Source organism: Pseudomonas oryzihabitans (assembly GCF_001518815.1).
GTDB classification, from domain to species: Bacteria; Pseudomonadota; Gammaproteobacteria; order Pseudomonadales; family Pseudomonadaceae; genus Chryseomonas; species Chryseomonas oryzihabitans_E.
This window is the reverse complement of sequence record NZ_CP013987.1, coordinates 305,606-319,442: the sequence shown is the minus strand read 5'-3', so window position 1 is coordinate 319,442 and position 13,837 is coordinate 305,606. Positions and strand designations below refer to the sequence as shown.

Below are 13,837 nucleotides of genomic sequence, written 5' to 3'. Positions count from 1 at the left end.
TCAACTGGACAATAATTTCCAGACGTAATGTCTCGAATCTTTCAGCAACCTTTCAAAGTCAGCAATTTCGGGGGTTCCGGTCCGATTCAGCTTGCCAGCGCAGTTTTGCAACACATATGGTTACAAATAGCGCGACCCACCCACAGAGGCCTGGGCGCCCTTTGCGCGAGCTGTCTCCATAACAAACCCAATCGAGCTAGCAGTCATGGCCACCACCTCGAAAGCCAAATCCGTGTTCCGCGTCGTCAGCGGAAACTTCCTCGAAATGTACGATTTCATGGTCTATGGCTTCTATGCCACGGCCATCGCCAAGACCTTCTTTCCCGGCGACAACGAACTCGCCTCCCTGATGCTGTCGCTGGCCACCTTTGGCGCCGGCTTCCTGATGCGGCCGCTGGGCGCCATCTTCCTTGGTGCCTATATCGACCGGCACGGTCGCCGTCACGGCCTGATCGTGACCCTGATGCTGATGGCCCTGGGCACCCTGCTGATCGCCGTGGTGCCGGGCTATGCCACCCTGGGCGTTGCCGCGCCGCTGCTGGTGCTGCTGGGCCGCCTGTTGCAGGGCTTCTCCGCTGGCGTGGAGCTGGGTGGCGTGTCCGTCTACCTGTCGGAAATCGCCACCCCCGGGCGCAAGGGCTTCTTCGTCTCCTGGCAGTCCGCCAGCCAGCAGGTCGCGGTGGTCTTCGCCGGCGTGCTGGGCGCGCTGCTCAACCACTGGCTGTCGCCCGCCGAGATGGGTGAATGGGGCTGGCGCATTCCCTTCCTGATCGGCTGCCTGATCGTGCCCTTCCTGTTCATGATCCGTCGCTCCCTGGAAGAGAGCCCGGAATTCGAGGCGCGCAAGCATCGCCCGACCTTCCGCGAGACCATGACCTCCATCCGCCAGAACTTCGGCGTGGTGCTGGCCGGCGTGGCCATGGTCTCCATGACCACCGCCTCCTTCTACCTGATCACCGCCTACACCCCGACCTTCGGCAAGCATGAGCTGAACCTGACCGCCCTGGACAGCCTGATCGTGACCGCCTGCGTGGGCGTGTCCAACTTCATCTGGCTGCCGGTGATGGGCGCCCTGAGCGATCGCGTCGGCCGTCGTCCGCTGCTGATCTTCGCCACGGTCCTGGCCATCCTCACCGCCTACCCGGCGATGATCTGGCTGACCCACGCCCCGGGCTTCTCGCGCCTGCTGATGGTCGAGCTGTGGCTGTCCTTCCTCTATGGCACCTATAACGGTGGCATGGTGGTCGCCCTGACCGAGGTGATGCCCGCCCATGTGCGCACCACCGGCTTCTCCCTGGCCTACAGCCTGGCCACCGCGACCTTCGGCGGCTTCACCCCGATGGTCTGCACCTGGCTGATCCAGGAGACCGGCAACAAGGCCGCCCCCGGCATGTGGCTGACCCTGGCCGCCGTCCTCGGCCTGGTCGCGACCCTGACACTGTTCAAGGGCAACACCGAGCCGCGCTTCAAGACCGTGACCGCCTGACAGCCCTGTCGCAGAGCGGCAGGTCCTGCCGCTCTCGCATTCGCACGGGTCGTCTCTCACACGGATCTGTAACAGCCTTTTGCTAGGGTTGCAGCCAGGCGACCGCACTGGGTGGTCGCTGTGCCGGAGCCCACCGATGTCTTCCCTTCCCCGCCTTCTCGCCGGTCTGGCCGGCGGCCTGCTGTCGCTTACCGCCGCTGCCACCGAGCTGACCCACTGGCCGGCCGACGCCGCCCGCCAGCTCGATGCCCTGATCACCGCCAATGCCAACCAGGGCAACTACGCGGTGTTCGACATGGACAACACCAGCTACCGCTATGACCTGGAAGAGGCCCTGCTACCATTCCTGGAAATGAAGGGCGTGCTGACCCGCGAGACCCTGGATCCTTCGCTCAAGCTGATCCCCTTCAAGGACGTCGGCGGCCACCAGGAAAGCCTCAACAGCTACTACTACCGGCTCTGCGAGATCGACGACCTGGTCTGCTATCCCTGGGTCGCCCAGGTGTTCTCCGGCTTCACCCTGCAGCAGCTCAAGGGCTATGTCGACGAACTGATGGCCTACGGCAAGCCGATCCCGGCCACCTACTACGGCAAGGACGACAAGGTCGAGACGGTGGAGGTCAATCCGCCCAAGCCCTTCACCGGCCAGCAGGAGCTCTATCACAAGCTGATGGAGAACGGCATCGAGGTCTATGTGATCAGCGCCGCCCACGAAGAGCTGGTGCGTATGATCGCTGCCGATCCGCGCTACGGCTATGGCGTGAAGCCGGAAAACGTCATTGGCGTCAGCACCCTGCTCAAGGACCCCGTCAGCGGCCAGCTGACCACCGCCCGTAAGCAGATCGCCGAAGGCAAGTACGATCCCAAGGCCAATCTCAGGCTGCAGGTCACGCCCTATCTGTGGACCCCGGCCACCTGGTTCGCCAGCAAGTACGCGGCCATCCTCACCTACATAGATCCCTGGAAGAAACCCATCCTGGTCGGCGGCGACACCCCGGTCAGCGACGGCCCCATGCTGTTCCAGGGCGTGGACGGCGCCAAGGGTGGCATCCACCTGTGGATCGATCGCAAGGCCAAGTACCGCACCCAGATCGAGGCGATGATGAAGAGCAACGCCGAGGGTCAGGCCAAGAGCGGTGTGGCGGTCAACGCCGACAAGCACTGGGTGATCGTCAAACCCGAGGATATCCAGTAGGCCAGCGTCCGCCTGGCGGGCTAGACTGCAGGCACCCCTCGCCTGCCTTGGAGCCCGCCATGGAACACCTGGTCCTGACCGTCATCGCCCCTGATCGTCCCGGTCTGGTGGAAGCCCTGGCCGACTGCGTAGCCGCCCAGGGCGGCAACTGGCTGGAGAGCCGCATGGCCCATCTGGCAGGGCAGTTCGCCGGGATCCTCTCGGTGGAAGTCGAGCCGGAATTGCGCAACGGCCTGGTGGAGACCCTGCAACAGCTGGCCATTCCCGGCCTGCGCATCCTGGTGGGCGAGCCGGGCCAGCCGGCTGCGGTGGGTGCACCGCTGGTGCAGCTCGACCTCCTGGGCAACGACCGCGTCGGCATCGTCCGCGACATCACCCGGGCGCTGCATCAGGTCGGGGTCAATGTCGAACGCCTGTCCACCGAGACGCGCCCGGCGCCCATGAGCAGCGAAGTGCTGTTCCATGCCACCGCCCTGCTGGCATTACCGGCGGACCTGGCCCTCGAAACCCTGCAGGCCCATCTAGAAACCCTCACCGACGACCTGATGGTGGAACTCAAGCTCTATCGGCACGGGCACGATTAGCCCTAAGTAGGCTTCATGGCGACGATCTATAAAGATCTATAAAGATCTATAATCGACTTTAATCGCCTTTAAACAGGGAGTTGTCGATGCCCGAGCGTTTCTATCACCGACACGCCATGGCTACTACCTATGCCGCCAAGATCATGGCAGACCCGCTGCATCCCGGTCTGTTTTTGGCGGCGCCACGGCGAACCGGCAAGACCACCTTCATGCGGGAAGATCTGGCGCCCGCACTCCAGCTAGCAGGTGCCGAGGTGATCTACGTCGATCTCTGGTCGAATCGACAGATTGATCCGGCTGAGTTGATCAACCAAGCGGTTAAGGTTGCCATCGAGCGCAATCTTGGTCTGATCGCCAAGCTGACCAAGCAAAGCGGCGTGGTGAAACTCAAGGTGGGTGGGGTCGAGATAGATACCAGCAGCATCGGCAAAGCCAAGGGCGTAACCCTGGCCGCTGCGCTGGCAGCGCTTTCCGACAGTCTCGGCAAGCCGATAGCGCTCATTATCGACGAAGCTCAGCATGCTGTGACCACAGCGGCTGGCAGCAACACGCTCTTCGCCCTCAAGGCGGCTCGCGACGAATTGAACGGCTCACACCATCACGGCCTGAGACTTATCTGCACCGGCTCCAGCCGGGACAAGCTGGCAATGCTCAGAAACAGCCGCGACCAAGCCTTTTTCAATGCGCCTCTGGTCAACTTTCCCCATCTTGACAAAGGCTATGTGGACTGGTTCTGCGCGCAGTCCAGGCTCGATTTCACCCTTGATCCAGAAGTGGTCTGGAGCAAATTCGTCGAAGCGGGCTATCGCCCCGAGGCACTGCAAGCAGCCCGTGAGGTACTCGAATACTCCATGATCGATGATGCTGCAGTGGGCAATGTCGCTTTTGCTGAAGCCGTCGACGAGCACGTGCGAGAGATGTCCGAGAGCGCTCTCGCCGTAATTCGCAGCCTCACACCGATTCAAGCAGCCGTACTGAAGGTGATGGCGGTCCAGGGCAAGGACTATGCGCCTTTCGAATTGGCAACTCTTGGCAAGTACGCAGAAATGCTACAGCTCGCCGGTATGAGCGAGGCCCAGGCCCAAGAGGCCGCCTACGCGCAGAACGTGCAGCAGGCCCTGGCTGCTTTGCAGGAAAAGGCATTGATCTGGAAAGCTGAGCGCGGCGTTTACGCCATCGAAGAGCAAGGACTGCCGGACCTCATGCGTAGCGCCGGCATGCTGCCGGACGCTTCGTCAAACTAGGGGTGTTCAGCTGACCATCGGGCGGCAAGCCCTATCGCCCCTGCCCCTTCTCCAACCGCCGCCGGATGCCCTCGGGCATATCGTCCGGCAGCGGCAGCCGGCCATCCGCCGGCAGGGCCTCCAGGCCGGCTTCGTCCAGCAGCACCAGCAGCTCTTCCTTGAGGCGACTCAGGGCGAAGGCCTGCCAGGCGTCGCGTACCGAGGGGAAGAGCTCCAGCTCGTAGTCGAAGGTGCGGATCGGCCGCCGGCTCTCCAGGGCGGCACGCAAGAGTGGCTGGGCGTGGGGATGGCGCAACTGGTGCAGAAAGGCTTCGCGCAGCTCCAGGCGGTCGTCCTGGGTCAGCCGCGGCAGCGGCAGGTAGCGTTCGGGATCTTCCAGCTCCTCGCGCTCTTCCAGACTGAGGTCGTCCGGGTCGAGCAGACGCAGGGCGCCGCTTTCGAGATCGAGGAAGTGGGTGCCTCGCTCTCGGCTGTCGAGGGCGGCAGCCAGCAGATCGAGGTCGAGGGTGAGGGGGCGCATGGCGGGACTCCGGCACAGGCGAACAGGAGCGGAGATCTATCTCCGCTCCTGTTGCGACCCTAGCACCGGAGCTGGCGTTCAGCCCTTCCGCTGATAGGGAAAGAAGCGCCGTTCGCGCAGGTCGTGCTCGATCTGCTCCAGGCTCTTGCCCTTGGTCTCCGGCACCAGGCGCCAGATGAACAGCAGGGCCACCAAGGAAATGCCGGCATAGAGCCAGAAGGTGTGGGCGGCGCCCAGCTTGGTCACCAGGCTCAGGGTGGTGAGGGTCACCAGCAGGTCGAAGCCCCAGTGGCTGAAGGCGCCGACGCTGGCGCCCTTGCCGCGCACGAACAACGGATAGACCTCGGCGTTGATCAGCCAGATGCAGACGCCGAAGCCGCCGCAGTTGAGCATCAGGTAGGCGGCCAGGCAGGCCACCACCGTCCAGCGCTCGACATCGGTCTGGGGACCGGCACCCTGGAACAGGTAACCCATGATCGCCAGGGCGACGATGGAGCCGGGAATCAGCGTCAGCAGGTAGCGACGACGACCGATGCGATCCACCAGGAAGCTGCCCACCACGGTCATGATCACCACCAGGATGGTGCTACAGCCGGTGGCCAGCACCGCGGTCTGGTCGGAGAAACCGGCCTGGGTGAGGATGGTCGGTGCGTAGTAGATCAGGGCATTGTTGCCGGTGATCTGCGAGAACATGGCGATGCCGGCGCCCACCAGCAGGGCCGGCCGAACCCACGGCGAGAACAGATCGCTCCAGTTGCCTTCCGGCGCGTTGCTCACGGTCTTGATCTCGGCCAGTTCGGCCTCGGCCGCGGTCCTGCCACCCCGCACCCGTTCCAGCACCGCCAGGGCATCCTGTTCACGACCCTTGACCAGCAGCCAGCGCGGACTCTCCGGCAGCACCGCCATGCCCGCCAGCAGGATCAGCGCCGGCACCAGGCCGAGACCGAACATCCAGCGCCAGTGCTCGTCCAGGGCGAAACCGGTGAAATAGGCCACGGTGATACCGAACACCACCATGAACTGGAACAGCACCACCAGCTTGCCACGGTGCTCCGGTGGCGCCACCTCGGCGATATAGACCGGGATGATCTGGGTGGAACTGCCAGCCGACAGGCCGAGCAGGAAGCGCGACAGGATCAGCAGGGTGACGTTGGGCGACAGTGCCGAGAGCACCGACCCCAGGGCGAACACCAGGGCCACGCCGATGATGGTCTTGCGCCGGCCGAGCCGATCGGAGATCGGGCCGGTGCCGAGGCAGCCGAACAGGGCGCCAAAGATGATGGCGCCGGTCACCAGCTGCTTGACGGTGTCGTCCATGGCGAATTCGCGGCCAAGGCCGAGCAGGGCGACGCCGATGATGCCGGTGTCGTAACCGAACAGCAGGCCACCCAGGGCGGCGATCACGGCAATGAGCACGACCAGCCCCTTGCGCGGGGTGGCCGCCACGGGAGTGGCGAGCGAGGGTGATGAAGCGAGCATGGGAAATCCTTTCTTGTTTTGCCAGGGCAGGGATCGTGGCGACGACCTGATCCACCCGCGCGGGCGGGTCTCGGTGAGCATGACCCAGGGCAAACCACGGTGTTCAGGGCAGAGAAACGTTAGGTGAATCGTTTCACCTAATGATGCCAGCTGTAACAGAACTTGTGAAAAGCATCACGAATGCACGATCAACCCGGTTCTAGCTGCCGATGGTCAACTCCTGAAAGCGCTGTTCCGGCAGTGCGGCGGCGCCCTGCCCCGGGCGCAGCGGCTGATCTCCCAGACGCTCGACGAGGAAGTCGATGAATACCTTGAGCTTGGGCGGCAGATGGCGAGTGGCGGGATAGAGCAGCCAGGCGCCGCCATGGTAATGCGGCAGAAAGGACCATTCCGGCAGCACCTGGACGATCTCGCCACGGGCCAGGGCCGCCTCGGCGGTGAACAGCGGCAGACTACCGATGCCGATATGGCTGAGTACCGCGTCCAGACGCACCCCGGTGTGATTGGCGGCGTAGCGACCCCGGACGCTGACGTGGACCACCTTGGCGCCCTGGCGGAATTTCCAGCGCGAGTCGGCCGGCTCCTCGGCCAGGTAGATGCAGCTGTGCAGGGCCAGATCACGCGGGTGCGCGGGGTTGCCGTGCTCGGCCAGATAGGCTGGCGTGGCGCAGAGCAGGTGATCGATGGTGAGCAACTGGCGCCCGACCAGTCCCGGCGGTGGTCTATCGGTGATGCGGATTGCCAGATCGACGTTCTCGTCGATCAGGTCGACATGGCGGTCTTCCAGCAGCAGCTGCACGTCCACCGCCGGATAGCGGCGCAGGAAGTCGGCCATGTGCGGATGGATCACCGTGCTGCCCACCGCCTTGGGCACCGACAGCCGCACGACGCCGGCCGGCGCCTGATTGAACTGGCCGCTGACCTCCAGCACCGCCCGCGCCGCGCCGACCATGTCGCTGCAGCGCCGATAGACTTCCTCCCCCGCTTCCGACAACCGCAGCTTGCGCGTGCTGCGATTGAGCAGTCGGGTGCCTAGGGCCTTCTCCAGGCGCGCCACGCTGCGACTGGTGGACGAGGGAGTCAGCCCCAGCTGGCGGGCCGCCGCAGAGAAGCTGCCGCTCTCCACCACCCGCACGAAGATGGCCATCTCGCTGAGCAGCGGCAGGGGGAGATTTATGCTCACAGCGCAAAATTCCTTTGGAGAGAAGATGGATTATCACCCTTGTGTGCACTCTTTAAAATGAGGATGTTTCTCGTTTTCTAGGTAGTAGACGTATGACCGAGCGCCTGTATTTCCTGAGCGACAGCCTGATCGCCGAGGTCGAGGTCCACGCCTGTAGCGCCGCCGAGGAAGGCTATGTCGTCGAACTGCGCGCCACGCCCTTCCATCCCCAGGGCGGAGGGCAACCCAGCGACACGGGCTGGATCGGCACTGCCGAGGTGACCCGGGTGGTCCAGGACGGCGAGCGCATCCTGCACCACACCAACCGTGCCCTGCCGCCAGGTCGCGTGCTGGCGCGGGTCGATGAAGCGCGCCGCCAGCTGCACTCGCGGCTGCATTCGGCCGGGCATCTGCTCGGCCACATCGGCGAGACCCATGGCTGGAAGCCGGTCAAGGCCCATCACTGGCCGGGTGAAGGCCGTATCGAATTCGTCCCGGGGGAGGAAACCGTCGCCCTGGACGCCGAATCCCTGCAGGCGCACTTCGACGCCCTGGTGGAAGAAGACCTGCCGCTGCAGATCGAGGTGCAGGCCGACGGCCAGCGCCAGGTGCGCTTTGGCGAGGATGTGGCGCGCTATGCCTGCGGCGGGACCCACGTGCGGTCGCTGCGCGCGGTCGGCGCCCTGAGCGCCTTGGGCGTCAAGGAAAAGAAGGGACGCCTGCTGGTGAGCTACGACATGGCTGGCGCCTGATCAACCGCCCACCCTACCCCCAGAAAGGAAGCGCCATGCTGCTCGAACTCGACGCTCTCGACACCGAGAGCCTGCTCCGCCTCACCGCTGAAGACCTGCTGGCCGTGCGCATTCGCCAGTTCGTGCCACGTTCCTTGGCCAATGACCTGGGTCAGCAGATCCTCGGCAACGGCTTTGCCACCTACATCAACGCGCCCAGCATTGGCCGCATCGGCATGGCCTTCTACGAAGCGGAGCACCAGCGTGCGCAGATGGACGACTACTTCGCCAGCGTCACCAGCAACCTGGAAGAATTACGTCGACGCTGTCGCCCCTATCTCAACCCCATCGATCTGGTGCGCTGCACCCTCGATGAGGTCTGGCCCGCGGGGGCCCAGCTGCAGACCCTCTGGGGCCGCAAGATGTACGTCGGTCTGTCGCGGGTGGTGAAGCCGGGGGTACGCTTTCTCGCCCACCACGACATCTTCGCCAAGGACGCCCCGGGCAGCGAAGAGGCCGAAAGCCTGGTGACCCAGCTGGCCTGCAACGTCTACCTGACCATGCCCAGCAGCGGCGGCGAACTGCAGCTCTGGTCGCGGGAACTGTCCCCGGAGGCCTTCGACGCCATGCGCGGCGACAGCTACGGCATCGAACCCGATCGCCTTGGCCCGCCCTGTCTGACCATCCGCCCCGAACCGGGCGACCTGATCCTTTTCAATTCCCGCCGCATGCACGCCGTGACCCCCGGCAACGATCAGCCGCGCCTGTCGCTGTCGTGCTTCGTCGGTTATCGCGGGGTTGCCGAACCCCTGACGTACTGGAGCTGACATGTCCCCCTACCTGAGCGAATTCCTCGCCCTGGCGACCATCCACTTTCTCGCGGTACTGGCACCCGGCCCGGATTTCGCCGTGACCGTACGTCAGAGCGTGAGATTCGGCCGCCTGATCGGTCTGTGCACCGCCCTGGGCATCGGCGCCGGCATCTCGGTGCACGTGCTCTATACCTTGCTGGGCATCGGCGCCCTGATGCACGCCACGCCCTGGCTGCTGGGGGTCGCCAAGATCGTCGGCGGCGCCTACATCCTCTGGCTGGGCTTCAACCTCATCCGCAGCAAGCCTACCGCCGCGCCGCTGGACGACAGTCAGTGGCAGGCCGCCGACCTGGAGCGCCAGTCGCCCGGCAAGGCCTTCCTGACCGGCTTTTTGACCAACGCCACCAACCCCAAGGCCACGCTGTTCTTCCTGGCCATATTCACCACCGTGGTCAGCGCCAGCACGCCGCTGACCGTACAGGGTCTCTATGGATTGTGGATGTGCGCGGTCAATGCCGCCTGGTTCGCCCTGGTCAGCCTGTTGTTTTCCAGTCCGCGCGTTCGCCGGACCTTTCTCCGCCTGGGCCACTGGTTCGAAAGAACCATGGGCCTGGTCTTGGTCTTCTTCGCCGGTCGACTGCTGTTGTCGGCGCTTTGACGTCAGCCACCCCGTTCTTTGGAGGTTCGCCATGCCTTACGTTCACCGCGCTCCCGCTGGAATTCCCACGGAAAAGTTTGTCGTCCGCCTACCCGATGGCATGCGTGAGCGCATCGCCGCCGTGGCGCGCTCCCATCGCCATAGCATGAATACCGAGATCGTCGCCTGGCTGGAGCGCAGCCTGGTGCAGGACGGGGTGCTGGAGCAGCAGCAGATCGACGAGGACGACGATCTGCTCAATGGCAATGAACAGCTGTTGCTACAACGCTTTCGCCAACTCAACGAGCGCCAGCAGAGGGCGCTGATCTCCGTGCTGGAGCTGGAGTTGCCGGTGCCCATGGCCAGCCGAGAAACCGCCTGAGCAGATCGACCGCGCCTGCCCAGGAGCCAGCCGTCAGCGTCGCCAGGCTGTCTTGAGGGCGCTGACAGTCGGCTTTCAAGTATCGACGGGGATGGCCGATGAAGGGAGTCTTCGAACTCTCTCTCGGTATTCCCATGTCTGCTTCCAAAGCCTCCTGGCTGAGCAATCTCGGCATTTCCAAGAAGCTGGCCCTGGGCTTTGGTGCCCTGCTGGTCATGGTGACGGTGGTGGCCCTGTTCGGCTATCTCACCGCCAACACCCTGCTCGACCGCATCACCAAGACGCGCTACAGCGGGGAGCTCAAGGCCCATATCCTCAACGTCAGGATCGACGAGAAGAACTACCTACTCGATCCCAGTGCCGCCAGCGTCACCAAGCAACAGGCCGATCTGGCCGTGGTCGCGGAAGATGTCGCCAAGGGCCTGATTCTGCTGAGCAACCCGGCCAACGTCGCCATCCTGCACAACATCCAGCAGGAGATGAAGACCTACCAGGAACGCTTCGCTGCCCTGCAGCAGTCCAGCCAGACCAGCGCCGAGGCGCAGAAGGAGCTGACCAAGGTCTCCGATACCGTCACCGAGACCTTCGATCAGCTGTTCGAGCGGGTCTTTGCTCCGGGTGGCAGCTACAGCACCGCCGACCTCAAGGCAGTGGCCGAGATGAAGGCGCAGATGGTCGGCGTGCGCCTGGCCATCCGCCGCTTCCTCGGGACTCCCGATGACAGCAAGTCCCAGGCGACCCTGAAGGTCATCGACGACCTGCTCAAGACCCTGGCGACCGCCCAGAAGCAGATCGATGGCGACACCGCCGCGCGCCTCTACAGCGCCACCCAGGACGTGACCCGCTACCGCGCCTTCTTCGAGTCCATCGTCGCCCAGAATCGCCAGGCCCAAGCCGCGGTCGCCAGCCTGCAGGACCAGGGCAACAAGCTGGTGCAGTTGCTGGATCAGCTGGGCGAGGGTCAGCTCAAGTCCGCTGCCGCCGAACGTCAGGCCGCCCTGCTCAAGCTGCTGCTGACCAGCCTGGTCGCCCTGCTCATCGGCATCGCCGCCGCCTGGCTGATCGCCCGCCAGATCACCCAGCCGCTGGCGACCGCCATGGCCATGCTCAAGCGCGTCGCCGCCGGCGACCTGACCCCGAGCGATGCGGTGACCCGCCGTGACGAACTCGGCGAACTGCAGCGCACCACCCAGGCCATGGCCGCCGATCTGCGCCAGCTGGTCGGTGGCATCGCCAATGGCGTGGGGCAGCTCAGCAGCGCGGCCGACGAACTCTCGGCCTTTGGCGTCCAGACCAGCCGCGGCGCCACCCAGCAACGCGACGAGATGCACCAGGTGGCCACCGCCATGAACGAGATGGCGGCCACGGTGCACAACGTGGCGCAAAATACCGCCAACGCCTCCATCGCCGCGCAGAACGCCGATAGCATGGCCCGTGAGGGCAGCCGCACGGTCAAGCGCGCAGCCCAGGAAATCACCCTGGCGGCCGAAGAGGTTCAGGGCCTGGGCGCCGCCATGGAGCGCCTGGATGCCGCCAGCGGTCGCATCGGCAGCGTCATCGACGTGATCAAGGCGATCGCCGAGCAGACCAACTTGCTGGCGCTCAACGCCGCCATCGAAGCCGCCCGCGCGGGCGAGCAGGGTCGTGGCTTCGCCGTGGTGGCCGACGAGGTCCGGTCCCTGGCGCAGCGGACCCAGGAGTCCACCCAGGAAATCGGCGAACTCATCGCCACCTTGCAACAGGGCACCACCGAAGCCAGCACGCGGATGCAGGCCAGCCGTGACCGCACCCTGGGCACCGTGACCCTGGCCCAGGACGCCGAACGCGCCCTGGACGTCATCTACCAGACGGTGGCGGAAATCCAGAGCCTCAACCAGCAGATCGCCACCGCCGTGGAAGAGCAGAGCCTGGTGGCCGAGGAGATCAACGGCAACGTGGTCAAGGTCAGCGGCCTGGCCGAGGAATCCGCCAACGCCAATGCCCATGCCGCGGCGTCGGTCAGCGAACTGGCGCGGCTGGGCGGCGACCTCCAGCAGATGGTGGCGCGCTTCCGCGTCTGACCACTGCCCGGACGACGCCAGGCGCTGGTGTCGTCCGTCCTACCCCCGGGGCGTCAGCAACTGCCCCTGAATGCCGTCGCCGATCACCAGGAAGTGGCCACCGGCGACGTGGTGCAGGGTGCGCAAGGGATCCTGGCCGCTGAAGTCCCAACGGCCATCACGAAACACCCGAGTATCGGCCTGGGCAGCGACCACCTCGCCGAGGAACAGGTCGTAACCCTGCTGGTTGTGCGGCTCGGGCAGCAGCCGGCATTCCAGCCAGGCCACACACCCGGCGATCCGCGGCGCCGCGATCCGTTCACCCGCCAGGGTCTCGATGCCATAGGCGGCGAACTTGTCGAGCTCGCGCCCGGTGGTATTACCGACCGTCTGCACCAGATCCACCTGGGCCACGCAAGGCACATTGAGCACGAAGCTGCCCTCGGCTTCCAAGAGCTCACGGGTCCAGGTCTGCTTGTCCAGCACCACCGCCACCTTGCACGGCTCGAAATCCACCGCCATGGCCCAGGCCGCGGCCATGACGTTGCGCCGGCCGTCGTGGGCGGCGCTGACCAGTACCGTGGGGCCGTGGTTGAGCAGGCGATAGGCCTTGGCCAGGGGGACGGCGGCGAGGGTCGAATTCATGGACGCACTCCAGCGGGAAAAGCCCTCAGGGTAACGCAGCGGTTGCCATTCGGCGCCGCACGGGTAAAAAAATGCCGCTTTGCGCCGCCATGGCCTAAACGCCGGGAGACATCCAGGGTCTATCGCCCACTCCCGGTATGGGACCGACAAGAAACCTGCGTTAAGGATGACCTCTATGCCCACTCGCCTGGCTCTCTCCGCCCTGCTGTTCTGCGCCTGTTATCTCGGTCTGCCGCTGGCCCATGCCCAGACCACCAGCCCATCGCACGAGACTTCCGCTACCCAGCCACTCCTCTCCAGCTCCATCAACGACTTCACCAACGAAGACTGGGATCGGGGCGTGCTTCGACGGGTCGCGGGGCTGACCATTCCGGCCACGCCAGCCAACGTCGAGGGCTTCATCAGTGGGCGTCAGGTCCAGCTGGGCGATGGTGAATGGCGTGCCATCACCGAGGTGCAGCGCGTCGGCGACAACCTGGCGGTGTTCCTCGACGGCACCCCGCTGGACGCCGAGGCCGTAGGCTATCCCCGGCGCCTGGCGGTGGATGACGCCCCCGGCACCGGTCGTCATCTGCAGCGCCTGCCGGGGCGCTTCAGCACCCCGATCAACGACTTCACCAACCAGGATTGGCTCAAGGGCGTCTACCGCAAGGCCGCCGGCATTTCCATTCCGGTCACCGAGCGCAATCGTGAAGAATTCAAGACCGGCGCCATCGTCCGCCTGGCCGACGGCCAGGACTATGCCGTCACCTACGTCAACGAATTCGGCCGCAGCATGGCGGTGTTTCTCGACAGCCCGGCGCTGCCCGGAGAGAAGTACGGTTATCCGCGCCAGCTGACCTTCGTCGCGCCACCGCCCAAGCCCTGAGACCGTGATGGACCGGCGCTGGTAGAATCCCCCGCCCAGCGTCGTCCCACCGG

General features: G+C 64.9%; 14 protein-coding genes and 1 pseudogene. 11 read left to right on the top strand and 4 right to left on the bottom strand.

All coding sequences use genetic code 11. The annotated features are described in order from the left end of the window. Positions 1-205 precede the first annotated feature (205 nt). From APT59_RS01450 to APT59_RS01435, 4 genes are all read left to right on the top strand, one after another. Positions 206-1,486 (top strand): MFS transporter, encoded by a 1,281-nt coding sequence (locus tag APT59_RS01450; protein ID WP_059313231.1) that lies wholly within the window; start codon positions 206-208, stop codon positions 1,484-1,486. Positions 1,487-1,622: 136 nt separating this feature from the next. Continuing rightward, positions 1,623-2,681: a hypothetical protein gene (locus APT59_RS01445; protein WP_059313230.1), complete on the top strand. Its 1,059-nt coding sequence runs from the start codon at positions 1,623-1,625 to the stop codon at positions 2,679-2,681. Positions 2,682-2,740: 59 nt separating this feature from the next. After that, positions 2,741-3,265, top strand: a complete 525-nt coding sequence (locus APT59_RS01440) for a glycine cleavage system protein R (protein ID WP_059313229.1) — start codon at positions 2,741-2,743, stop codon at positions 3,263-3,265. 86 nt (positions 3,266-3,351) lie between these two features. Beyond that, complete coding sequence (locus APT59_RS01435; protein WP_059313228.1) at positions 3,352-4,509, top strand: ATPase; 1,158 nt, start codon at positions 3,352-3,354, stop codon at positions 4,507-4,509. 31 nt (positions 4,510-4,540) lie between these two features. On the opposite strand, the gene APT59_RS01430 is transcribed toward APT59_RS01435, so the two are convergent. The 3 genes from APT59_RS01430 to APT59_RS01420 all read right to left on the bottom strand — a co-directional run bounded on the left by APT59_RS01430 (position 4,541) and on the right by APT59_RS01420 (position 7,691). Then, on the bottom strand, positions 4,541-5,029 hold the full coding sequence (locus APT59_RS01430) for a UPF0158 family protein (RefSeq protein WP_059313227.1): 489 nt from the start codon (positions 5,027-5,029) through the stop codon (positions 4,541-4,543). A gap of 78 nt (positions 5,030-5,107) precedes the next feature. Beyond that, positions 5,108-6,508: a sugar porter family MFS transporter gene (locus tag APT59_RS01425; RefSeq protein ID WP_059313226.1), complete on the bottom strand. Its 1,401-nt coding sequence runs from the start codon at positions 6,506-6,508 to the stop codon at positions 5,108-5,110. 199 nt (positions 6,509-6,707) lie between these two features. Then, on the bottom strand, positions 6,708-7,691 hold the full coding sequence (locus tag APT59_RS01420; protein WP_059313225.1) for a LysR family transcriptional regulator: 984 nt from the start codon (positions 7,689-7,691) through the stop codon (positions 6,708-6,710). 92 nt (positions 7,692-7,783) lie between these two features. Between APT59_RS01420 and APT59_RS01415 the strand changes: the two genes are divergently transcribed. From APT59_RS01415 to APT59_RS22845, 6 genes and pseudogenes are all read left to right on the top strand, one after another. Next, entirely contained in the window at positions 7,784-8,422 is a 639-nt protein-coding gene (locus APT59_RS01415; protein WP_059313224.1) for an alanyl-tRNA editing protein, read from the top strand. A gap of 35 nt (positions 8,423-8,457) precedes the next feature. Next, a complete protein-coding gene (locus APT59_RS01410) occupies positions 8,458-9,228 on the top strand; it encodes a 2OG-Fe(II) oxygenase family protein (RefSeq protein ID WP_059313223.1) in 771 nt (256 codons plus the stop codon). A 1-nt stretch (position 9,229) separates the two neighbouring features. Next, positions 9,230-9,871 (top strand): LysE family translocator, encoded by a 642-nt coding sequence (locus tag APT59_RS01405; RefSeq protein WP_059313222.1) that lies wholly within the window; start codon positions 9,230-9,232, stop codon positions 9,869-9,871. Positions 9,872-9,902: 31 nt separating this feature from the next. Continuing rightward, positions 9,903-10,232, top strand: a complete 330-nt coding sequence (locus tag APT59_RS01400; protein WP_059313221.1) for an Arc family DNA-binding protein — start codon at positions 9,903-9,905, stop codon at positions 10,230-10,232. A gap of 98 nt (positions 10,233-10,330) precedes the next feature. After that, a pseudogene (locus APT59_RS22850) lies at positions 10,331-11,545 on the top strand (methyl-accepting chemotaxis protein); the annotation flags it as partial. A gap of 201 nt (positions 11,546-11,746) precedes the next feature. Continuing rightward, positions 11,747-12,292, top strand: coding sequence for a methyl-accepting chemotaxis protein (locus tag APT59_RS22845; protein WP_420480532.1), 546 nt, complete (start codon positions 11,747-11,749; stop codon positions 12,290-12,292). A 39-nt stretch (positions 12,293-12,331) separates the two neighbouring features. Here APT59_RS22845 and APT59_RS01390 read toward each other — a convergent pair whose 3' ends face one another. Further along, the gene (locus tag APT59_RS01390; protein WP_059313219.1) at positions 12,332-12,916 is read right to left on the bottom strand and encodes a flavin reductase family protein; all 585 of its coding nucleotides are present in this window, start codon (positions 12,914-12,916) and stop codon (positions 12,332-12,334) included. 175 nt (positions 12,917-13,091) lie between these two features. On the opposite strand from APT59_RS01390, the gene APT59_RS01385 reads away from it, so the two are divergent. Next, positions 13,092-13,784: a hypothetical protein gene (locus APT59_RS01385; RefSeq protein WP_059313218.1), complete on the top strand. Its 693-nt coding sequence runs from the start codon at positions 13,092-13,094 to the stop codon at positions 13,782-13,784. The last annotated feature ends 53 nt before the right edge of the window (positions 13,785-13,837 follow it).

Excerpts from the sequence above, each read along its gene's own strand:
- APT59_RS01450 (WP_059313231.1), top strand. The coding sequence starts at position 206 with ATGGCCACCACCTCGAAAGCCAAATCCGTGTTCCGCGTCGTCAGCGGA.
- APT59_RS01445 (WP_059313230.1), top strand. The coding sequence starts at position 1,623 with ATGTCTTCCCTTCCCCGCCTTCTCGCCGGTCTGGCCGGCGGCCTGCTG.
- APT59_RS01440 (WP_059313229.1), top strand. The coding sequence starts at position 2,741 with ATGGAACACCTGGTCCTGACCGTCATCGCCCCTGATCGTCCCGGTCTG.
- APT59_RS01435 (WP_059313228.1), top strand. The coding sequence starts at position 3,352 with ATGCCCGAGCGTTTCTATCACCGACACGCCATGGCTACTACCTATGCC.
- APT59_RS01430 (WP_059313227.1), bottom strand. The coding sequence starts at position 5,029 with ATGCGCCCCCTCACCCTCGACCTCGATCTGCTGGCTGCCGCCCTCGAC.
- APT59_RS01425 (WP_059313226.1), bottom strand. The coding sequence starts at position 6,508 with ATGCTCGCTTCATCACCCTCGCTCGCCACTCCCGTGGCGGCCACCCCG.
- APT59_RS01415 (WP_059313224.1), top strand. The coding sequence starts at position 7,784 with ATGACCGAGCGCCTGTATTTCCTGAGCGACAGCCTGATCGCCGAGGTC.
- APT59_RS01410 (WP_059313223.1), top strand. The coding sequence starts at position 8,458 with ATGCTGCTCGAACTCGACGCTCTCGACACCGAGAGCCTGCTCCGCCTC.
- APT59_RS01405 (WP_059313222.1), top strand. The coding sequence starts at position 9,230 with ATGTCCCCCTACCTGAGCGAATTCCTCGCCCTGGCGACCATCCACTTT.
- APT59_RS01400 (WP_059313221.1), top strand. The coding sequence starts at position 9,903 with ATGCCTTACGTTCACCGCGCTCCCGCTGGAATTCCCACGGAAAAGTTT.
- APT59_RS22845 (WP_420480532.1), top strand. The coding sequence starts at position 11,747 with ATGGAGCGCCTGGATGCCGCCAGCGGTCGCATCGGCAGCGTCATCGAC.
- APT59_RS01390 (WP_059313219.1), bottom strand. The coding sequence starts at position 12,916 with ATGAATTCGACCCTCGCCGCCGTCCCCCTGGCCAAGGCCTATCGCCTG.
- APT59_RS01385 (WP_059313218.1), top strand. The coding sequence starts at position 13,092 with ATGCCCACTCGCCTGGCTCTCTCCGCCCTGCTGTTCTGCGCCTGTTAT.